Genomic DNA, 21,864 nt, shown 5'->3' with positions numbered 1-21,864 from the left:
CCAAAATTATACTTATAATGCGTATTTTTGTCAATTCTTCTATCTTATCTATTCGTAGAAAAGAAAAAAGATCAGGAAATTTCCTAATCTTCATTCATGTTTATTTGATTTTCTTAGCTAGCATGGTCGCAAAGCGTAGTTGAATACGATTGCCATTCTCATCGCGACGGTGCAAATGGCCTGGATTTTCATTGTACTTAATCAATTCCCAGTCCTTGTAGTAGTCTGCCAATTCCCCTTCTTTAAAGGTAAATGGGAAGTTCACAGAGCAAGGGTAATCTTCCGTATCCATGGCACAAACGATAAGATTATAACCACCGACCGTGGTATGCTCCTGCATATTTTTGATAATTGCAGGAATGCGGTCTGCTTGCAAAAACATCAAAACAACTGTCGATACGATGAAATCATACGCTTGCCTAATACTAGCTGAATTGATATCGTAAAGACCTACAGGCATATCCAGGTCTTCCTGCTCCACAATGCTTTGTAAGATTTCAAGGGCCAATTCATTTTGATCCACAGCCGTCACATCAAAACCATTCTGTGCAAGAAAGAGGGAATTACGGCCCTGACCACAGCCCAAATCCAAGGCTTTCCCTGGTTTTACTGTCTGCATTGCCTCTAGGACCTCTGAATGAACCGGATTGGTATTGTATTTTTTAGGGAAATAATCCTCAGGTTTACAATAAAATTCTAAATACCATTCTACATCGTCTGTTACAGCCTCCACTCGGTGCCAGGCTTGTGGTTGTGCCATGGGATTGTCAGCTCCTGCTTCAAATAGGTGTTCAGCTAGAACATCCCCATCCTCTGTCAATTCAATAAACTTGAGAGTCCCTTTTAAAACAGTAATCTTGCCCCAAGTCCCAACCTTGGTATTGTGTTTCTGCTGAACAGCCTCTGGCATGGTTTCTTTCGTCCACAAAGGCATACGTTTATAGGCAACTAGTTTTTCCATCTTTATTCCTCTTTTTATCGCTGATTAACAGCTTTCATCACGCGCGCAATATCGCGATTCTGCTCACGACGTTTGATAGACTCCCGTTTGTCATAGTCATGCTTCCCTTTGGCAAGTCCTAAAAGAAGCTTGGCATAGCCATCTTTGATATAGACTTTAAGGGGAACCAGGGTCATTCCTGTTCCTTTAGTCTCTTGTTCCAACTTTTGGATTTGCTTTTTATGTAGTAAGAGTTTTCGACGACGTTCTGGTTCTTGGTTCCAGATATTGCCCTCTTCGTAAGGAGCGATATGAACATTGCTCAACCAGACCTCCCCATTTTTTACTTGGGCAAAGCCATCCTTGAGATTGATTCGAGCTGCTCGCACACTCTTGATTTCAGTTCCAGTCAGGACCATCCCTGCCTCTAGCGTATCTACGATTGTATAGTCGTGACGCGCCTTTTTATTTTGTGCGACGACCTTTCCCTCGCCCTTTGCCATGCTTGGCTCCTTTCTTAGCTACTTCCTTGTAAAAGGGTTTCTTTCCTTTTTTCTTCTTGTCTTTTTGTGAATGCTTGCGCTTATCATTTGAGCGTCCTGATTTTCTCTTATCTTCCTTCTTATCTGAACGACGACTTGAACCACGCCCTTTGTCACTGCGACTAGACTGTTTCAAGCCTTTTTCAATCACATCAAACTCACTTGGGATGTAAGAGAAGTCAATTTCACCCGTCATCTTGTCGGCTCTTTCAACTCGGATACGGATTTGCTGACCTACACGGAAGGTTGTTCCTGATTTTTCTCCACGAAGAGTCAAATCACGCTCATTGAAATGATAAAATTCGGGTAGATTGGTGATATGAATCAAGCCTTCAACTGTGTTTGGCAATTCGACAAAGAGACCAAATTTGACAATACTTGATACAACCGCATCGTACTCTTCACCCACGTATTCTTCCATGTACTCAGCCTTTTTCATGGCTTCGACTTCACGCTCAGTCTCGATGGCACGACGCTCACGGTTGGAAGACTGGGTCGCAATCTCTGGAATCACTTGTTCAAAATGCTCGGCTATTTCTTTAGAACGGCCGTAATCCCGAATCATACGGTGAACAAGAAGGTCTGGATAACGACGAATCGGACTAGTAAAGTGAGTATAATAGTCAGCCGCTAATCCATAATGGCCGTGATTGTGCTCCGAATAGCGGGCCTGTTGCATGGAACGGAGAAGCATCATGGACAATACATCTGCATAAGGTTCTCCCTCAACAGCACGCATGATGTCTTGGAGGGTCTCTTGGCTAATCTCACTGGCAGTCCCATAAATGCGCAAGCCAAAGCTCGAAGCATAATCAATAAACTTCTGAACTTTTTCAGCCTTAGGTTCCTCGTGAATTCGATAAATGAAAGGTAGATCCAGCTTGCTAAAATGCTCGGCAACTGTTTCGTTGGCTATCAACATGAAGGACTCAATCATACGCTCGGCAATGCCACGCTGACGAAGGACGATATCAACAGGCTTACCCTGTTTATCCACTAAAATCTTCGCTTCATTGGTATCAAAATTGAGGGCTCCACGTTTCACACGCATATTTTCTAAAGTTTCATGAAGCTTGGCCATGAGTTCGATACTTGGAACAATTTTCTGATATTCTTGTCTCTTCTCCTCGTCACCTGATAGGATATCATTGACATCGCTATAGGTCATACGAAAACTGGTCTTGATAACTGTTTGTGTAATGGTGTAGTTGACTACACGACCATGTTTATCAATTTCCATAATGGCAGACTGGGTCAGGCGGTCAACTTGAGGATTGAGGGAACAGATGCCATTTGACAGTCGTTCTGGAAGCATTGGAACCACTCGGTCTGTTACATAGACTGAAGTCGCTCGGTTAAGGGCTTCCTTGTCAAGGGCAGAACCCTCGGTCACATAGTAGGAAACATCTGCGATGTGAACACCAAGCTCTAGATTTCCATTTTTCAAGGTCTTGATATGCACCGCATCGTCCAAGTCCTTGGCATCCGCACCATCAATGGTAAAGGTAATCTCATCTCTTAGATCCAGACGACCTTCCATATCCTTTTGAGACGGAGCATCAGGAACACTTTCTGCTTCCTTGACAACAGCTTCTGGAAACTCAGATACAATGTCCATAGACTCCAAAACCTCAAGAACATCAATTCCGACATCCGTTGAATGCCCAACCACATCTAGTACACTCGCAACAAAGAAATCATGTTTCTTACTTGGATATTTGTCGATAAAGACCTTGATAACTTCTGTTCCTTCTAGTTTTAGAGCTGGTTTCTTGACATAAATCGGTTGGCTGATTTTCTGATTTTTAGAACGGATGTAACCCGCATACTTAGGTTTTTCTTGATCTAGAACGATTTGACCGACAACGGTTGTCAGACTGTGTTCTAAGATATCAATAATTTTGGCTTCTGCTGCTGTTCCTTTATTGCGGTCAGCGACTTTCTTGATGACGACCTCAACGGTATCACCATCAATAGCATAGTTGACATCGTTTTTTCCTACAAAAAGGTCGTCCTCCTCGCCTTCCAGACTAACAAAGCCAAAGCCATTTTTATGGGCATGAAAAATCCCCTTGAGAGTAATCTCGTGTTTTTTCTTGACTTCCAAAGTCAAAGTTCCATCTTCTTCAAAGCGAATCTGGTGCTTCCTTTCCATTAGGGACAAGGTTTTAATCAACTCACGAAAATCCTTGGATCCGTCTTTTCCTAAAGCCTGAGCCAAGTCATTGACAGTCACCTTTCCCTTGTCTTGTAAATATTCTTTTATTCTATCTTTCATATTTTCTTTCTAGATTTTTAATTTTCTTTTACTGTAAAACCTTCTTAAACATCCTTTAAAAATAAAAAGAGGCAAAGACCTAGTCCTGCCCATTATTTTCTTATCTACTTGATAATACCGTCAATGCTAAGGCAATGGCTAGCCAGAAAAAGACTAAAATCCCTGTCAAACGCTGCATTACAGCTTCAAAACCGCGTGCTTTACTGCGTTCAAACAAATCACCTGAGCTGGCATCAAATACATTGCTGGATTGGTTTTTGGTTGGTTGCATGAAAATCGCAATCACAATCACAACAGATAATACTAATAAAATGGTTAATAATAGGTTATACATATCAAACTCCTTAAAATCCCTATTATTTTACCATAAAATCTACTTAGATTCAAGATGTAGGGTTACTTTTCTTTCCTTGGGACAATACTTTAAAACCTCGATCTTGTCTGGATGGGTTTTTGAATTTTTACTGGTTAGGTAATTGATACTGCCACAAGAGGAGCATTTGAGATTAATTTTTACTCGCACTAGATTTCCTTTACTTTTAATAATGTTCGAAATTGAAGCAGGTTAAAGAGACAACTAAAGGCAACACAAAGGCTTGTCGCACAGAAGACTGCATGGTAGCCAAATTTTCCTGCTACTGCAGAACCTGCCATGGGACCAACAACACCTCCCAGATAAAAGAATACCTGATTGAAGGCAAAGACCCTCGAAATACCAGCTTTGGGCGTCATCTTGCTGAGAAGGGCGTTAACTCCGGGAATCAAAGCACCGGTTCCCAATCCAAAGAGGAAACGATAAAGTCCTAATCGAAGGGGGCTAGAAGCATTAGCACAGAGGAGATAGATGATGACTGAATAAAACTGGGCTACAACCAAGAGGCGATGGTTGCCCACCTTGTCACCTAGCTTTCCCATGACTCCTGCACTCATCATACTGGAAAAGCCCATACTGGATACAATCAAACCAGAGACAAAAAGAAGATTCTCTGTCTGCCCTAAGTCGCGCACATACAGAGCTAAGATAGGGCCAATCGATTGGGCTGAAAATTGGATGACAAAACTGGTCAGAAAGAGGTTAACCAAGAGATAGGGATATTTAACTGATGTAAATAATTCCTTTGTTGGGATGGCTTTTTCTTTTGCAACTGGTTGAAAATCTTCCTTGATAAAGAAAATAGTCAAAATAGTAGCTAAAAAGAGAAAACTACCAACCAGTAAAAAAACAGTACGAATGCCAAATAATTCTGCGATAAAGCCACCGATAAAAGGACCAGTTAACGTACCTGCTACTACTCCTGTAGACAAAGTCCCAAGAGCAGCACCTGATTTCTCCTTGGGAACCTGACTGGCTATCAAGGCTGTGGCGTTAGGAACAAAACCTGCAAATACACCATTTAGCAAACGAAGAAAGATTAACCAATAAATATTTGGGACAAAAGCCAAGCCTCCCATCGTAATGGTCATGGCCAGACCAGCACGAATCATCATGGGTTTTCGACCGTACTTATCAGCAAGGATTCCCCAGATAGGAGAAAAGAGCGCCGCGGAAATAGCAGAGACAGAAATAGCTAAACCTGCATAAAAAGCAGCTTGATCACTCCATACACCTAAATTTTCCACAAAGATAGGCATAAAAGGCACAACCAAAGAAATACTGGCTCCAGTCAGAAAATTACCAAACCAGGCAATGCGCAGATTATCCTTCCAGTTAATCTCTGTCATCTTCTCTACCTCCCTCAAGCAGGGAGAAGACCTGAGTAAGAAGCTGGTCCTGATTTCCATTATTGTTTAAAACATGACTAGCCAAACCTTTCTTTTGTTCTAAAGGCCACTGGGCTGTCAGACGAGACTCAGCTTCATCTTTGGACAAGCGGTCTCTTTTCATTAAACGTTCTACTTGGACATCTCGATCCACATAGACCAACCACGTCTCATCAAACCAAGCGCTGTAGTCCTGCTCAAAAAGCAAGGGAATGTCCATGAAAAAGATATCTTCTGTCTGAACCAACTGGTCTCTCAAAGTAGCAAGTTCTTCACGGATAATCTCTCCTTGGATTTGCTTAGACCATTCTCGTTCTTCAGGATTTGAAAAGATAAGACTAGCTAGGAGAGGGCGATTGAGTTCTCCATTTTCAAGGATGATTTCTTTCCCAAAGTGCTGTACTAGAGCTTCAAACAGACGACCACCAGGTTTCTGTAGTTGGTGAACAAGAGAGTCGGCATCCACTACTTGAAAGCCTTTCTTTCTTAGAAAATTTGTCACAGTTGATTTACCCGAAGCAATTCCCCCAGTGATTCCAATGATTTTTCCCATCAGCCCCTCCTTTGGCACTGAGGGCAAAAGTGAGTTCCACGTCCGCCTAGTTGGATTTTTTCAATCACAGTGCCACAACGTGAACATTCTTGACCAGCCTTGTCATAGACCTGATGAAAATCCTGCATGGTTCCATCTTCCCCAAAGGCATTGGTATAGGTCCGAATGGTGGATCCACCTTTTTCAACAGCCTGTCCCAATACAGCAATGGTCTGGTCATGAATAGCTGTCGCTTCGTCTGCTGTCAAATTCTGGGAAGGTCTAGCTGGATGAACCTGAGCTCGCCAGAGAACCTCATCTACATAGATATTACCAAGGCCAGCTACCAAGGTTTGATCTAATAAGTGAGATTTGATAGGCTTTTTGGACTTAGCGAGGGCATTTTTAAAGACCTGCAAATCAAAGTCTTGTTCGCTTGGTTCAGGCCCTAGTTTTTTAGAAATAAAGTAGGCTTCCAAAAGGTCAGGAGCCAAGAGTTCCATGGTTCCAAACTTGCGAACATCCTCATAAACAAGCGTGCCACCATCTTCAAACTGAAAGAAAACATGGGCATGCTTGCGTTCAGGAACTTGGTCTGGATAGTAAAAATACTTCCCTTCCATCCGCAGATGGGAAATCAAGACCTTGTCTGTCAGGTAGAAAAGCAAATATTTGCCACGACGCCCCATTGACTCAACAACTTGACCAGGCACTTCCTTTCGAAACTCGTCCAAATCCGTCTTAATCATCTTGGGATAGCGAATTTCTACACTCGAAATCTTCTTTCCCAAAATCAATTTTTCTAAGCCACGACGAACGGTTTCAACCTCAGGTAATTCAGGCATACATCCTCCTTCTGTAAAAACAAGAAGCAGGCATGAGCCCACCTCTACTTAGTATTCTTTTTCATTATAGCCAAAGTCAGCCAAATCTAGCTTTTTATCTCGCCAGTTTTTCTTGACCTTGACCCAGGTTTCTAGGAAGACCTTGTCTCCTAGCATGAGTTCGATATCACGACGGGCCATGCTACCGATTTTCTTAAGCATAGCACCACCTTTACCGATGATAATCCCTTTTTGACTATCACGCTCGACCATGATGGTTGCACGAATGTGAACCTTGTCTGTCTCTTCATCTCGTTTCATAGAATCCACAACTACTGCAACAGAGTGCGGAATCTCTTCACGAGTTAAGTGCAAGACTTTCTCGCGAACCATTTCTGAAACCAAGAAACGTTCTGGATGGTCTGTGATTTGATCAGACGGGAAATACTGGTAACCTTCGTCCAGATTTTCACTCAAAATATCAACTAAACGTGAGACATTATTTCCCTGAAGAGCTGAGATTGGAACGATTTCCTTAAAGTCCATTTGATTACGAAAATCATCAATCTGAGACAAAAGCTGGTCTGGATGAACCTTATCAATCTTGTTCACCACCAAAATCACAGGAACCTTGGCAGCCTTAAGACGCTCGATAATCATGTCGTCTCCCTTACCACGCGCTTCATCAGCAGGCACCATGAAAAGAACAGTATCCACTTCGCGAAGGGTACTGTAGGCAGACTCAACCATGAAATCTCCGAGAGCCGTTTTAGGTTTGTGAATCCCTGGTGTATCAATAAAGACGATTTGCTCCTTATCAGTCGTGTAAATTCCCATGATTTTATTGCGCGTTGTCTGCGCCTTGTCACTCATGATGGCAATCTTTTGCCCCATGACGTGGTTTAAAAAGGTTGACTTCCCAACATTGGGACGTCCTAAAATGGCTACAAAGCCTGATTTAAAAGTCATAATTTCCTCTTACTGTTTAAAATAATAAATCCCAGATTCGTGGGAGAAAAATCAATGCGCCTGTTAAGGCTGCAAAAAGAGAGACTACTAATACCGCGCCAGCCGCCATATCCTTGGCATTTTTAGCCAGCATGGAAAAGTGATAGTGACTGGCCAAATCCACCACATTTTCAATAGCAGAATTGATAATTTCAAAGGCTACTACTAAGAAAATGCTCAATAGGAGAAAGAGCCATTCGATTCGTGACACCTGAAAAACAAAACCTGCAAGGATGACTACAAGAGCCGTCACTGCATGTTTTCGCATATTGCGTTCTTCCTTGATAGCAGTAAAAATTCCTGTGAGAGCAAATTCTAAACTGGATATCAGGTCACGATTTTTCCATTTTCGTTTATTGTCTTGTGAGTCCATAGGCTGTCAAAATTTCTTCTTGTAAACCGAACATCTCCGCTTCTTCTTCTGGAGTGTAGTGATCATAGCCGTTGATATGTAAAAAGCCGTGTACTGCCAAGAAGCCCATCTCACGCTCAAAGCTATGGCCATATTCCTCGGCCTGCTCATGTGCCTTATCGATAGAGATGAACAATTCCCCAATATAGGCATCAAACTCAGACATCATCTCTGCCAATTCTGGATTTTCAAGTAAATCCTCTTCGTCAAAGGCAATTTCCAACTCTGGCTTATATTCAAGGCTGATGACATCTGTCGGACGGTCTGTGTCACGGTACTCCAGATTGAGTTCATGACTACGCTCATTAGTCACAAAAGTGACTGCCATCTCCTTGTCTTCTTTGCCTAATTTTTGGGCTGCAAATTCCAAAATTTCTTGGGTTTGTTGCAACATTTCTTTTGAAACTTGACCAGTTTCATCTACCATTTCAATATACATGTGCTTCTCGTTTCTCTTTACTTGGCTTTATTATACCACATTTCCATGATTTTATTCTACCTTTTTGATATAATACTATGGAATACAATCACAAGGAGAGAACGATGTCATTTGACGGATTTTTTTTACACCACATGGTTGAGGAATTGCGAAGAGAGTTAGTGAATGGTCGCATCCAGAAAATCAATCAGCCTTTTGAACAAGAGTTGGTCTTGCAAATCCGCAGCAATCGCCAAAGTCATCGCCTGCTCCTTTCTGCCCATCCTGTTTTTGGACGCATTCAGCTGACCCAAACAACTTTTGAAAACCCAGCCCAGCCTTCTACCTTTATCATGGTTTTAAGAAAATATTTGCAGGGTGCCCTGATTGAGTCGATTGAGCAAGTGGAAAATGACCGTATTGTGGAAATGACGGTTTCTAATAAAAACGAGATTGGGGACCATATTCAGGCTACCTTGATTATCGAAATTATGGGGAAACACAGTAATATTCTACTGGTTGATAAAAGCAGTCATAAAATCCTCGAAGTTATCAAACACGTCGGCTTTTCACAAAATAGCTACCGTACCTTACTTCCTGGATCGACCTATATCGCTCCGCCAAGTACGGAATCTCTCAATCCTTTTACAATCAAGGACGAGAAACTCTTTGAAATCCTGCAAACACAGGAAACGACAGCTAAAAATCTTCAAAGCCTCTTTCAAGGTCTGGGACGTGATACGGCAAATGAATTGGAAAAGATTCTGGTTAGTGATAAACTAGCCACTTTCCGAAACTTTTTCCATCAAGAAACCAAGCCATTCTTGACTGAGACTTCCTTCAGTCCAGTTCCTTTTGCAAATCAAGTGGAAGAGCCTTTTGCCAACCTTTCGGATTTGTTGGACACCTACTATAAGGACAAGGCTGAGCGCGACCGTGTCAAACAGCAAGCCAGCGAACTGATTCGTCGTGTTGAAAATGAACTTCAGAAAAATCGACATAAGCTAAAAAAACAAGAAAAAGAGTTACTAGCGACAGACAATGCTGAAGAATTTCGCCAAAAAGGGGAATTGCTAACAACCTTCCTCCATCAAGTGCCTAACGACCAAGACAAGGTTATCCTAGACAACTACTATACCAACCTACCTATCACGATTGCGCTTGATAAGGCCTTGACTCCCAACCAGAATGCCCAACGCTATTTTAAACGGTATCAGAAACTCAAAGAAGCTGTCAAATACTTGACTGATCTGATTGAAGAAACAAAGGCAACCATTCTCTATCTGGAAAGTGTGGAAACTGTTCTCAACCAAGCTGGACTGGAAGAAATCGCTGAAATCCGTGAAGAATTGATTCAAACTGGCTTTATCCGCAGAAGACAGCGGGAGAAAATCCAGAAACGCAAAAAACCAGAACAGTATCTAGCAAGCGATGACAAAACCATCATCTATGTCGGTCGCAACAACCTTCAAAATGATGAATTGACCTTTAAAATGGCCCGCAAGGAGGAACTTTGGTTCCATGCCAAGGACATTCCTGGAAGTCACGTCGTCATCTCAGGCAATCTAGATCCATCTGATGAAGTCAAGACAGACGCGGCAGAACTTGCAGCCTACTTCTCTCAAGGTCGCCTGTCAAATCTGGTGCAGGTAGATATGATTGAAGTCAAGAAACTCAATAAACCAACTGGTGGAAAACCAGGCTTTGTCACTTACACAGGACAAAAGACCCTCCGTGTCACACCAGATCCAGAAAAAATCGCATCCATGAAAAAATCCTGATTTTACTTGAAATCAGGATTTTCTTTTACAATTTACTCTGCAATTAAGGTTTCCAAGCCAACCTTCATCATATCAGTGAAGGTATTTTGGCGTTCTTCTGCAGTTGTGTCTTCATCTGGATTGACCAAACTATCAGAAATAGTCATGATAGCAAGGGCATCAACATGATATTGAGCAGCAAGATAGTAAAGAGCTGCTGCTTCCATTTCCACAGCCTTGACTCCCCATTTACCAAGTTCGATGTTCTTTTCAAAGTAGTTTGAATAAAAGACATCAGAAGACAAAACATTCCCAACGTGGGTGGTCATACCGAGTTCTTTGGCGATATGGTAGGCCTTGTCCAGCAAATCAAAGCTAGCAATTTGTGGGAAATCGTACTGCGGCCAGTCATTACGGACGATGTTAGAGTTGGTTGCCGCTGCCTGCGCCAAAACCAATTCACGAACATGGACATCTTCATTCAAAGAACCTGCAGTTCCAACACGAATCAATTTCTTCACACCGTAGTCCACAATCAACTCACGCGCATAAATCGAAATAGATGGCATCCCCATCCCAGTTCCCATGACTGATACACGGTGGCCCTTGTAAGTACCAGTGTAACCAAACATGTTACGCACTTCGTTAAAACAAGCAGCATCTTCAAGGAAATTCTCCGCAATAAATTTCGCACGAAGAGGATCCCCAGGAAGAAGAATTTTATCAGCAATTTCACCCTGCTGAGCAGCAATATGGATAGACATAATATAAGATACCAAACCCGTCAAAAAGCAAAGGGAAAATAGGAGTTGGGTGCAGTGAGCGATGCTCGCTAGACCAACTATCTTTTTCCCACTGCTTTTAGGGTGGGTTCAATTCCTTTCTTTCTTAATTTTGATGATATTGAGAAGATTAGACCGGCTTGCTTCAATTCAAGCCCGAACTACCCTTACTTTCTGATTTTTAGAAAAGTTTTCCGCTTGCGTTCAAATCAGAACATCTCGCTCTACCTTTCTTTTTATTATTTTTACATTTCATAGCTAGAAAAAATCGGATTCAATCATGATTCCAATAGGCCTACTTCATTTTTATTTAAAACAGTTATAAATAAATTGAGAGTTTTTTTAATCTTTTAAATCAAATTATTGACTAGAAGAAATGGGCATTTCCTACCTAATTACTTTATTATTTGACTTCTGACACAGTATGCTAGCACAAGGAAAGTGGTCTAACATTTTTGCAAATTCATAGGCTAAAACAGCTGTTACTAAGAGATACGGAAGAGAATCTATACCTAGCCCAGTGAAACCTATAACTAATCCGGTTGCAGAAATGGGCGCCCTCAAGGTCACAGACAAAAAACAAACCGATCCCAAAAGCAAAATGGTTGACTGGCTACCCAAACCTAGAATCATGCACAAGACACCAGCTCCAGCCATCCCCAAGGCAAAAGATGGCGTAAGTGTACCACCATAGGCCCCTGCCCAAAGGATAATAAGAACGACCACTGCTTTTAGGAAAAACATGAGAAGCACTGTTTGACCACTGCTACCATTTAAAATTTCCTGAGCCATCATGCGTCCATTGCCAAGTAGATGTGGAAAGGAACTTGCAAGACCAACAAGAAAAAGAAAAGCTGAGGGCAATGTGAGAAGTATTCGTTTATCTTTTATTCTGTTTGAAGACACTTCTTTGCTCAAACGACCAAAAAGCCAAGCTAGTGGGGTTAAGAAAAGAAGTAATAAGGGAATAATCCATATTTCCTTTAATGACCAAATGATGGCTGGAATCTGGTAGAGAGCCTGATCTGAAATAACCAAGCCTGCTATATAGGTTGAGACATAGGTAGTCAAACCGACTAAGACAAATCGTTTAATAGATAGAGCAATTCCTAGGGTTTCAAAAACAAAGAAGACACTTGTTAATGGAACCTGATAAACAGCCGCTAAACCAGCACCAGCACCACAAGCAAGGAGAAAGATTTGAGCCTTCTTAGAGAGAAAACATTTTTTTCCAATTGGCCCTGCAAATAGAGTTCCAATCTCTCGTGGTGCAGCTTCTTTGCCAATAGGCGCTCCCCCTCCAACTGCAATGATCTGCCAAATTGAATGAAATAGCTGTCTTAAAAAATGAAGCTTGTATTGTGAAGTCTCATCCTTCATCTGAGCTTTGATGGAATAAATCTTCGACCCTTTTTGCAAGAAATACCAGACCAAGGATGAGCCAAGACCCACGATTATTAAACTTAGTCCTATCCGTGAGGAGGAAACTCCATCTGTCAAAAATCCACTATGATGCTCTGACTGACCAAAAGCTAGACTCTCTACCATCTCTAAAAGATAATGGAGAAAAATACCAGATAAACCCGAAACTATTCCTTGTAGAATTACTGCTAGGAATAATCTAAAATTATAAGGGATTTTTCGAAAAATACTCCTCAATTCTATTAACATGATTACAATTCTGCAAGAATCGCTTTAAGCAAGCCTTTGAAATCACCTTTAACACGTTCAGTAACTTCTACAACTTCTTCGTGGTTGAGTTCTTCTTGGAAACCAGCAGCATGGTTAGTAATACATGAAATACCGAGAACTTTCAAGCCTGAGTGAGCTGCCACAATAACTTCAGGAACAGTCGACATACCAACTGCATCTGCTCCCAGTGTCTTATAGGCGCGGATTTCTGCTGGTGTTTCATAAGTCGGACCAGTTACACCGATATAGACACCTTCATCAAGCTTGATACCAAGTTTCTTAGCCACTTCATGGGCAGTAGCACGGTATTCTGGTGTATAGGCTTTAGACATATCAGGGAAACGTGGACCAAAATCATCCAAGTTTTCACCCATCAATGGGTTTTGACCTGTCATGTTGATATGGTCTGAGATAGCCATCAAAGTACCAGGCCCATATCCAATACCACCAGCTGCATTGGTTACAATGACACCTTCACATCCAAGAACTTTCATGACACGAACTGGGAAAGTCACAACTTCCAGAGGATTTCCTTCGTAGAAATGGAAACGCCCTTGAAGAGCTAAGACCTTGCGACCTGCAAGTTCACCATATACCAATTTACCAGCGTGACCGACTACTGTAGAGCGGCCCCAGTTTGGAATCTCAGCATAGTCTACTACAACTGGATTTTCGATTTCTTCTGCCAGTTCTCCCAGTCCTGATCCAAGGATTAGACCAAACTCGGGAGCTTGGATTCCCTTGTCTTTCAGGAAGGCAGCTGTTTCATTGATCTTATCTAAAAATGTCATTGTGTGTTTCCTTTATTATTTTTTAGCATTTGACCGATTTTGTCAAAGGTTTTTGCATTGCGAATGGTGATGTTGCGATAAAAAGGCATCTTGAGCAAGTACTTGTGATAGGCAGTCTTAGAGTAGGATTCTTCAGAGAATTTCCCCCAGAAAATCCCAAGTCTTCCAAAATGAAGCACTTCATCTTTCAGTTCCAAACTGTTCACTTTCTCGATGACTTGATCCACATCCAAGCTCTCCGTGTAGAAGAGCACATCTTTTCTTGTCAAGTCTTCGTTCCACCAAGCTGGCAGATTCTTCAGCTCTGCTTCATAGTCTTCTTGATTCAGCAAAGAAAAGCTCTGAATAAATGGATAATAGACTTCAAAGAAATCCTCTAATTTTTCAACCAATTGATCTTTGGAAGCTGTAGAAGTAAAGAAAATATTGCCACTGTTGATGTAGGTTTCAACCTTTCCCAGTCCCAAGTCTGTCAATTTTTGCCGAAGCTCCGCCATGACGACCTTATTCTTGCCACCAACATTGATACCTCTCACCAGCAAAGCATAACGCGTCATCTTATACCAATTTATCTAAGAAACTTTCCCCAATCATGGCAGTTTCAACACCAAAGTTATCCGCAACTGTCGCTGAGATATCTGCAAAATGTCCAACTGGAATGACACCATTTCCTTTAAAGGAAGGACTGTAAGCCAAAAGTGGAATATATTCGCGAGTGTGGTCTGTTCCTGCATAGGTTGGGTCATTTCCATGGTCCGCTGTAATCAAGAGAAGATCATTCTCTCTCATGGCTGCGATAATTTCAGGTAAGCGTTCATCAAACTCATGCAAGCAATCACGGTAACCATGAGCATTGCGGCGGTGGCCGTAAAGGGCATCAAAGTCAACCAAGTTTGTGAATGAGAATCCTTTTTCAAACTCAGCAAGGCCCATGGTCTTCAATAGTGTATCAATTCCATGACTATTTGACTTGTTGTGACCCATATCATGGTTGATACCAGCACCGTTAAAGATATCGTTGATTTTCCCAACAGCATAAGTATAGATACCTGCTTCGTTCAATTTATCCAACACAGTTGGTGCAAATGGAGATACAGCCAAGTCACGACGGTTGGCTGTACGAGTGAAGTTTCCAGGCTCACCAACATATGGACGGGCAATGATACGTCCTAAAAGGGCTGGGCGCTCAAGAGTGATTGAACGAGCGTATTCACAGATACGGTACAATTCATCCAAAGGAATAATGTCTTCGTGGGCAGCAATTTGCAAAACAGGATCTGCTGAAGTATAGATAATCAACTCCCCAGTTTTCATTTGACGTGGTCCAAAATCATCGATAACAGCTGTACCTGAGTAAGGTTTGTTGGCTTCACGAATGACCTTTCGTCCTGAAAATTCTTCGATTTTTGTCAAGATTTCTTCTGGGAATCCGTTCCAGAAAGTATCGAAAGGTTCTGTAATGTTAAGGCCCATGATTTCCCAGTGTCCAGTCATAGTATCCTTACCAAGAGATACTTCCTCTAATTTTGTTGCATATCCTGTTGGATTGCTTTCAGCTGGTACAGTCTTAAGAGGAGTTTCACGAGGAATATTTCCTAGACCGATTTTAGCCATGTTTGGCACATTCAAACCAACTGTTTTAGAAATGTGTCCCAGTGTGTCAGAAGCTCCATCTGGAACCCCTGCATTGACAAAGTTATTAGCATCTGGTGCTGCACCGATTCCCACAGAATCCAGTACCACCAAGTGAATACGATTAAATTTTGACATAATGTGTCTCCTTATTATGTTGATTAGTTTGCTTTTATTGAAGTTAAAATCTGAACCCCATCTCGTCCAGCAACGATGACCTTATCAACCATTTGGTTGAATAATCCGTGCTCTACAACACCAACGATATGGTCCAATTCTTGCCCGAAGGCAATTGGATCTTCAATGACATCTAAGGCAAGGTCAATGATAAAATTCTGCATATCGGTCACAAAACGTTGGCCGTCTTTTTCACGGAAACTTGGTTTGTAGCCAGCTTGCTCAAAACGACGAAAGACCTGTTCTGCACCATACTGAACCACTTCTACTGGCAATTTAAAAGCACCTAGTTTCTCAACCAGCTTGCTTTCATCCACCACCCAAATATATTCTTTTGAGGGCGTTGCGACAACCTTCTCCATCAGAAGGGCACCACCGCCGCCTTTAATTCCGTTAAACTGACTATCCACTTCATCCGCCCCGTCGACTGTCACATCAACAAAGTCTACTTGGTCAATAGACTTGAGTGGGATATTAAGCCCTTCAGCCTGTTTACTAGTCACACTAGAAGTCGTTACAGCTGTAATCTGCAATCCTTCTTCCTTGATACGACGACCGATTTCTTCAACAAAATAATAGGCAGTAGAACCCGTTCCCAGTCCGACAACCATGCCATCATTGACAAACTCAGCAGCCTTGATGCCTGCTATTTTCTTCAGATTTTCCACTCAAACACCTCCATTAAAGAGCTACTTTTATTATAACATGTATCCTTTTTTATTTCATGGATACACTAGAAAAACCCGAACATTTTTATTTCGGGTTTTAATGTCCTATTTAACCATATCAGGATCGTAGTCATAGAATCCTGTATCAAGGAAACGGTTTTTAGGGTGTATCTTGCGTACTTCCTCATCCAGCAAGAAAGCTTGGTCATGGCTAAAGCTGCCCTCTTGGATCAAGCTACGCGCTTGGATAAAGAGTTTTGCAATCTCAACAAAGTTCTGACCTGGAGTGTAGAGCCCTTCTAGTTTCCAGTGAGTGAAACCATGCTCCACCAATTCTGTCAATTTAGTCATCAAATCAAGGTCATTGTTGGCAAAAATGTGGGTACCATGATTATCTTCAAAAATAGAATAGTGGCTCTCTGGATCACTTGGCTCAGCCAAAAAGAGGTCACGCTTGCGCGTCTTTTCATCATCGATATGCGTAAAGTTATAGTAGTTTTGCAAGAGTGGACGTTTAGAATGGTGAATAACACTAGCTCCGTAAACCAAAACTTCAGCAGGAATTTCCAAAATCTCGGGCATTTTGAAAAGTTCAGCTGATGGAATTTCACGCGCCAAAACAGCCTCAGATGCGCCAGCTTTTTGTCCCCAGAAGTTTATCTGACGACTGCTAGTTACCATAGTCGAAGCATCGTAGATAGTCTTAAAGGAATAACCATCGCGGTTGACTACGTAAAAGACACCTGCATCCCCAATCGTAATGTAGTCTGTCTTGATTTCTTCCAAGAAATCGAGGAAGGGCTTAATACGATCCATCATATCTTGGTGCATGAGGGCATTGACTGCAACAATTAATTCCTTACCAGCTTCATGAACCAACTTAGCGATTTCACGCAATTGATCATAACTAAAGGTTGTTGGCAGACGAAGACCAAAATCTTTCTCACCAACATAGATACGGTCTACGCCAGCTTCGAGCAGTTGTTTAACTTGTTCAATACTTTCAGCAGTTGCTGTAATGATAATCTTTTCCATAAGAAAAATTATACCATATTTCTGGAAAATCAGCTATGAATACTAGGAATTTTCTAAAAAGGCAAAGTCATTTTTTAAGGTTTGCAATCAAAAAGTGAACAGTAACTAGCACTGTCCACTCTCATTTTATGCAAGTGATTTTTCAACTAGGTGACCATCATTCATGACATAAATACGGTCAACCTTATCAAGAAGACGTGTATCATGTGTAATCATGACAACTCCTCTTCCTTGTTCATGGGCAATGGCCGACAACATCTCCGTAACTTGGTAGGCACGCTCGGTATCCAGACTGGCTGTTGGCTCATCGGCAAGCACAATGCTTGGATTGTTATAGAGGGCTCTAGCAATCGCAGCTCGTTGACGTTCTCCACCTGACAATGCCTTGGGATACTGATCTTGTACTTTTTCCAAATCCAACAAGTCAAAAAGTTCTTTCCGGTCACTTTTACTATTTTTTCCCTTATCCAGTCTGTCAATCAAATCCAGCTGTTCCTTGACCGTTAGAAAAGGAATTAAGTTTGACGCCTGGAGAATGAAGCCAAACTCTCTAAAACGGAGGTCTGTTTTCTCCTTCTCCATCAAATTGCCTGTTTCCTTACCCTTAACTAAAATCTTTCCACTCGACGCTTCCTGAAGTTGTCCTAGAGTCGTTAGAAAGGTCGTCTTTCCAGAACCTGAAGGCCCAACGATAGCCACGAACTCTCCTGCATTTAGCTGAAAATTCGTCTCATGTAGAGCTACGACTTTCATCTTTCCTTCCCCGTACGTTTTTGTCACTTGAGTCATTTCAATCAATGCTGTCATACTATTCTCCTTATCATTCTGCAATCGCAGTAATCGGGTTCACCTTTAGCAAGCGTGGAAGTGAAATGACACCACCTAGCATGGCCATCAAACAAATCACCAAGCTTAGGACAGAGTAAGCTATCCAGCTTGGGTAGAAAAAGAAGGTAGCTGGTAAAAACAAAATCACTCCTCCGATAGCTAGCAAGGCTAGAGAAATTCCCATACCAGCTAGGAAGAAGATTTGACAGAAAAGAGACCATACAATGGTTTTGATCTGTATTCCCTGAGCCCGCATTATTCCATAAAGTCCTAGTTTTTGGATGGTAATGATATAAACAAATATACCCACAATCAAGCCTGTGATGACAATCATAGCAAGAATCATCCCTGAAAACACATTAACCTGAGGTGTGTAACCAGGAATTTTCGATATCATTTTTGGAATAGAAATCTGTTTCAGTCCATCGCCAGCCACTTCTATATCATTTTTCAATACCATGGCAGAGATGGATTTATTAGATTTTAAAGTTCCTTGTAAGGTCCAATAAGTTGTCAAACTCGTAAATACAACTGGCTCAGTAAAAAACTTATTTCCTTTAGTCAGCCCTACAATCTTGTAACTTACTTCGCTTCCATTGAGCTGAATGGCATCACCCAACTTCATTCCATAGTTTTCAAAGGACTGATCTACGACCACCTCATCATCCCCTTCAGGATAACGGCCCTCCGTCAAACTAGGAGAGATAAAAGCGTCCCACTCTTGAGCAAAGATGGAAACATTGACCTTTTCACTATCATCGACTAGATTAGTCACAGCAAACATATACCCTAGTGGAGCAGCCTCTTTAGAACTCTTATCCTTGTAGTCCTTTTCAGGAATAAAAGATGCTGTCAAATTATCATTTGCGTAGTCAGATAAAACCACACCCGTCGCTTGCCAATTATCAATAGCGGCTCGGTTGTTTAGCACAAGACCAAGAGCTAGACTGGTCATAAAAAAGACCATAAAAGCGATAAGAAAAATAGTAGTTAAAATCAAACTATATCGAAGTTTGTTTTGAAATATTTCTTTGATAGCAAGATACATGCTTATCTCCTTTAACTTTTCCAAGAGGTATCAATTAGACACCTCACTACTACAAAAATAGGAGACAGAAAATCTGTCTCTGTATTCAAAACAAATCTCACTAATCAAATTAAATAAAATAAAGAAAATAAGGAAATAATTTTCCTAAAAATGAATCAATTGGTAGCTCTATTTTCTTAGTAATATAATCAATTATGAATATTAATAAGTATTGAGTGTCTATCCATCCTATCATTTTCACATTATAGTGTCAAGAAAAGTGATTTTGAAAAGGGACTTTATTCTTATTGTAACCTTTCTGTAATAATTCTCTGCTGAAAAAATGATAAAATAGGTATGTACTGTTAAGGAGAGAATAATGCCCGTAAGAAAATTACAATCCTATGAGGTAGACAATCAAGAAGAATTAAGCCAGCAGGTTCCTCGCTATCAAGATTATACACCTGAAGCGCAATCTGATGCCAATCTCAAGGAAATCCTATTTTTTGTTAATATCGCTGTTTTTTGTATCTGTATTGCTATCTTTAGTTTTATCTTTTTAGCATTAAAATTATCAACTGCTCTTGCCTTTACCGCATCAATCGGAGCCAGCTTACTTGTCTTAAAAGTTCAACGATTTATTATCAAGCGAAAACGTAGAAGATAAATCCAAAATATCGCCCCAGCTGGAGCGATATTTTTATTTTTTCTTTTTAGATGGTGTGTGGATGGCAATCTTCACTTCAAAGACTGTTCCTTTCGGTTTATTATCTTTAACAGTAATGGTTCCTTTTAGGGCATCTACAATTTGCTTAGCTAGGGATAACCCTAAACCAAAACCACCTTTTTGACGGGTTCTAGCCTTATCAACTCGATAAAATCTATCAAAAATTTTCTTCTTATCTTCTGCTGAAATACCGACTCCATTGTCAGAAACTAACAAATAAAGATTACGATCAGTCGCTGAAATCATAAAATCAATTTCACCATCCTCCTCAGTATATTTGATAGCATTATCAAATAGGATGGTCATCAGTTGTTTTAGTAAAAGTTGATCTGTGACAATCGTTCGATGGATGCGATTTTCAAAACGGAAGACACGGTCGTTTTCCGAGGCAATCATCTCATAGTTCGTGAAAGTCGTATTAAAAAAGCTAGTTGGAACTTCTGCAAGTTCTGGCTTAATCCCATCATCTCTACGAGCTAAATTCAACAAGTTTGTCGTCAAAAACCTCATGTTTCGAACTTCTTCCAAACTCGAGGCAATGCTTTCGCTCACATCCATAATGGTAGCTTCTGGCTTACGGAAAAGGGTTTCTAAGCGATTTTGCAAAACAGCAAGTGGAGTTCGTAACTCATGACTGGCATTTTCCACAAAGGACTGCTGCTTCTGCATGCTCTCAAGCAGAGGACGAACACTGACTCTAGCTAGATAGAGACTGGCAAGTAAAGACAAAATCCAGAAACTAGCCATCACGACCACAATCAATTTCTCGTGCTTTTGACTGGCCTGCTCCAACTGACTGGTATTAATCAAGACAGCTGCATACTTGATATTGGTTGAAACCGAACTGATATTCGTTTCCATCAAAATCATGCGATAGATTTCTTCCTGTCCATAGCTATTAAAAACCTGAATCTGATAGATATGACCTAGTTCTTTTTTCTCTAGTTTAATCTTATCCAAGCCCAAAAATCGGTTTCCAGAAAGGAGCTGGGTAAAATTCTTATCAAAAAGAATGACTTCTGTGTTAGAACTAACATTTGGTTTTATCTCCGTCTTGCTAGTATCTGTAGCGGCATTCTCTAAATCTTTAATCTCTTCTGTTGCCCTATTTACAGCAAGCTGAATAACTGCTTGAGGATTATTACTCAAACCATGTAGCGTATCGTCCACCGAAGTATAGAGACTCGAGTGCATGACCTGTAAAATAATCAAGGTCATGGTAGAGAAAATCAGAGTGAAGACACCAAAGTTACGGATAAAATAACTAAAGTCATCCGCATACCATGTTTTTTTTAGTTTACTGAACATCTTTTAAAATATACCCAACACTGCGCAAGGTTTGCAAATTCTCTGCAAAAGTGGTTCCTTTTAATTTCTTACGGACTTTTGAAACATAAACTTCTACAACTGAAATCGTTGTGTCACTATCAAATCCCCATAGACGATCAAAAATCTGAGTCTTAGGCAAAATAACATTTTGATTTTGAAGGAAATAAACCAGTAAGTCGAACTCTTTCCCCAGTAATTCGACAGGAGTATCTTCGACTTTAACGGTATTGGTTGACAAATTAACCACAATATTTCCATAAGTCAAGGTGTTTTCATTAAATTTACCTGAACGTTTGAGAAGGGCTTGAATCCGCATTTTGAGTTCTTCTAGGTAGAAAGGTTTGGTCAGATAATCATCTGCTCCCAATTCAAATCCATGTCCCTTGTCATCCAAACTTTCCTTGGCAGTCATGATCAGAACTGGTGTCGTAATTCCTTTTTCACGCAATTCTTTCAAGACTTGGAAGCCATTTTTTTCAGGCAACATCAAATCGAGCAAAATCAAATCATAGACGCCACTTTCAGCTTCGTAGAGTCCTTCTTCCCCATCAAATACCTGCATGACATCCGCAAAATCGTCTAAAAAGTCAAATACTGAATTTGACAGGCCTAGGTCATCCTCAACTAATAAGATTTTTATCATGAGAAACTCCTCCTTGTTAAAACCATTATACCAAATTTGCCTTAAAAAAAACTCAACT

The 21,864-nt window shown here is 41.0% G+C and carries 24 protein-coding genes; 2 read left to right on the top strand and 22 right to left on the bottom strand.

Translation table 11 applies throughout. The features are described from left to right. Positions 1-100: 100 nt before the first annotated feature. From tehB to ybeY, 11 genes are all read right to left on the bottom strand, one after another. Positions 101-961, bottom strand: a complete 861-nt coding sequence (gene tehB / locus CBI42_RS01725) for an SAM-dependent methyltransferase TehB (RefSeq protein WP_049491805.1) — start codon at positions 959-961, stop codon at positions 101-103. 14 nt (positions 962-975) lie between these two features. Next, entirely contained in the window at positions 976-1,443 is a 468-nt protein-coding gene (gene smpB, locus CBI42_RS01720; RefSeq protein WP_001051750.1) for an SsrA-binding protein SmpB, read from the bottom strand. Next, positions 1,406-3,760, bottom strand: coding sequence for a ribonuclease R (gene rnr / locus CBI42_RS01715; protein ID WP_049491806.1), 2,355 nt, complete (start codon positions 3,758-3,760; stop codon positions 1,406-1,408). The genes smpB and rnr overlap by 38 nt, the downstream gene beginning before the upstream one ends. Before the next feature lie 100 nt (positions 3,761-3,860). Then, a complete protein-coding gene (gene secG, locus CBI42_RS01710; RefSeq protein ID WP_000282517.1) occupies positions 3,861-4,094 on the bottom strand; it encodes a preprotein translocase subunit SecG in 234 nt (77 codons plus the stop codon). A gap of 39 nt (positions 4,095-4,133) precedes the next feature. Continuing rightward, complete coding sequence (gene rpmG / locus CBI42_RS01705) at positions 4,134-4,283, bottom strand: 50S ribosomal protein L33 (protein ID WP_001809104.1); 150 nt, start codon at positions 4,281-4,283, stop codon at positions 4,134-4,136. Next, positions 4,283-5,482, bottom strand: coding sequence for a multidrug efflux MFS transporter (locus CBI42_RS01700; RefSeq protein ID WP_049491808.1), 1,200 nt, complete (start codon positions 5,480-5,482; stop codon positions 4,283-4,285). Before CBI42_RS01700 ends, rpmG begins: the two co-directional genes overlap by 1 nt. Further along, entirely contained in the window at positions 5,469-6,074 is a 606-nt protein-coding gene (gene coaE, locus CBI42_RS01695) for a dephospho-CoA kinase (RefSeq protein ID WP_049491809.1), read from the bottom strand. Before coaE ends, CBI42_RS01700 begins: the two co-directional genes overlap by 14 nt. After that, positions 6,074-6,898 carry a DNA-formamidopyrimidine glycosylase gene (mutM, locus tag CBI42_RS01690; protein ID WP_049491811.1) on the bottom strand — a complete coding sequence of 275 codons (825 nt, stop codon included), beginning with the start codon at positions 6,896-6,898 and terminating at the stop codon, positions 6,074-6,076. Before mutM ends, coaE begins: the two co-directional genes overlap by 1 nt. Positions 6,899-6,946: 48 nt before the next feature. Next, positions 6,947-7,846, bottom strand: coding sequence for a GTPase Era (era, locus tag CBI42_RS01685; RefSeq protein WP_049488721.1), 900 nt, complete (start codon positions 7,844-7,846; stop codon positions 6,947-6,949). A gap of 16 nt (positions 7,847-7,862) precedes the next feature. Next, on the bottom strand, positions 7,863-8,258 hold the full coding sequence (locus CBI42_RS01680; protein ID WP_000378166.1) for a diacylglycerol kinase family protein: 396 nt from the start codon (positions 8,256-8,258) through the stop codon (positions 7,863-7,865). Continuing rightward, positions 8,239-8,736, bottom strand: a complete 498-nt coding sequence (gene ybeY, locus CBI42_RS01675) for an rRNA maturation RNase YbeY (RefSeq protein WP_000275156.1) — start codon at positions 8,734-8,736, stop codon at positions 8,239-8,241. The genes CBI42_RS01680 and ybeY overlap by 20 nt, the downstream gene beginning before the upstream one ends. 104 nt (positions 8,737-8,840) lie before the next feature. Here ybeY and pavA point away from each other — a divergent pair, with 104 nt between their 5' ends. After that, positions 8,841-10,496 (top strand): Rqc2 family fibronectin-binding protein PavA, encoded by a 1,656-nt coding sequence (gene pavA / locus CBI42_RS01670; RefSeq protein ID WP_094753092.1) that lies wholly within the window; start codon positions 8,841-8,843, stop codon positions 10,494-10,496. A gap of 32 nt (positions 10,497-10,528) precedes the next feature. Here the strand turns inward: pavA and deoD are convergent, their stop codons facing one another. From deoD to CBI42_RS01625, 9 genes are all read right to left on the bottom strand, one after another. Further along, the gene (deoD, locus tag CBI42_RS01665) at positions 10,529-11,239 is read right to left on the bottom strand and encodes a purine-nucleoside phosphorylase (RefSeq protein WP_094753091.1); all 711 of its coding nucleotides are present in this window, start codon (positions 11,237-11,239) and stop codon (positions 10,529-10,531) included. A 405-nt stretch (positions 11,240-11,644) separates the two neighbouring features. Beyond that, positions 11,645-12,928 (bottom strand): chloride channel protein, encoded by a 1,284-nt coding sequence (locus CBI42_RS01660; RefSeq protein WP_094753090.1) that lies wholly within the window; start codon positions 12,926-12,928, stop codon positions 11,645-11,647. A gap of 2 nt (positions 12,929-12,930) precedes the next feature. Continuing rightward, positions 12,931-13,740, bottom strand: coding sequence for a purine-nucleoside phosphorylase (locus tag CBI42_RS01655; protein WP_094753089.1), 810 nt, complete (start codon positions 13,738-13,740; stop codon positions 12,931-12,933). Further along, complete coding sequence (locus tag CBI42_RS01650; protein WP_094753088.1) at positions 13,737-14,297, bottom strand: DUF1697 domain-containing protein; 561 nt, start codon at positions 14,295-14,297, stop codon at positions 13,737-13,739. The genes CBI42_RS01655 and CBI42_RS01650 overlap by 4 nt, the downstream gene beginning before the upstream one ends. 1 nt (position 14,298) lies before the next feature. After that, positions 14,299-15,510: a phosphopentomutase gene (locus tag CBI42_RS01645; RefSeq protein ID WP_094753087.1), complete on the bottom strand. Its 1,212-nt coding sequence runs from the start codon at positions 15,508-15,510 to the stop codon at positions 14,299-14,301. Positions 15,511-15,533: 23 nt separating this feature from the next. Further along, positions 15,534-16,217: a ribose-5-phosphate isomerase RpiA gene (gene rpiA, locus CBI42_RS01640; protein WP_094753086.1), complete on the bottom strand. Its 684-nt coding sequence runs from the start codon at positions 16,215-16,217 to the stop codon at positions 15,534-15,536. A gap of 105 nt (positions 16,218-16,322) precedes the next feature. Further along, positions 16,323-17,252, bottom strand: a complete 930-nt coding sequence (locus CBI42_RS01635) for a peptidase U32 family protein (RefSeq protein ID WP_094753085.1) — start codon at positions 17,250-17,252, stop codon at positions 16,323-16,325. A gap of 126 nt (positions 17,253-17,378) precedes the next feature. Further along, positions 17,379-18,059, bottom strand: coding sequence for an ABC transporter ATP-binding protein (locus tag CBI42_RS01630; protein ID WP_094753084.1), 681 nt, complete (start codon positions 18,057-18,059; stop codon positions 17,379-17,381). Between the two features lie 13 nt (positions 18,060-18,072). Next, complete coding sequence (locus CBI42_RS01625; protein ID WP_094753083.1) at positions 18,073-19,128, bottom strand: ABC transporter permease; 1,056 nt, start codon at positions 19,126-19,128, stop codon at positions 18,073-18,075. A gap of 358 nt (positions 19,129-19,486) precedes the next feature. Between CBI42_RS01625 and CBI42_RS01620 the strand changes: the two genes are divergently transcribed. Beyond that, positions 19,487-19,774 (top strand): DUF3270 domain-containing protein, encoded by a 288-nt coding sequence (locus CBI42_RS01620; RefSeq protein WP_094753082.1) that lies wholly within the window; start codon positions 19,487-19,489, stop codon positions 19,772-19,774. Between the two features lie 33 nt (positions 19,775-19,807). On the opposite strand, the gene ciaH is transcribed toward CBI42_RS01620, so the two are convergent. After that, the gene (ciaH, locus tag CBI42_RS01615; RefSeq protein WP_094753081.1) at positions 19,808-21,142 is read right to left on the bottom strand and encodes a two-component system sensor histidine kinase CiaH; all 1,335 of its coding nucleotides are present in this window, start codon (positions 21,140-21,142) and stop codon (positions 19,808-19,810) included. Beyond that, positions 21,132-21,806: a two-component system response regulator CiaR gene (gene ciaR / locus CBI42_RS01610; RefSeq protein ID WP_000590639.1), complete on the bottom strand. Its 675-nt coding sequence runs from the start codon at positions 21,804-21,806 to the stop codon at positions 21,132-21,134. Before ciaR ends, ciaH begins: the two co-directional genes overlap by 11 nt. Positions 21,807-21,864: the final 58 nt, after the last annotated feature.

Source organism: Streptococcus sp. KR (assembly GCF_002238115.1).
GTDB lineage: Bacteria > Bacillota > Bacilli > Lactobacillales > Streptococcaceae > Streptococcus.
This window is presented reverse-complemented; position numbering and strand designations above follow the sequence as displayed.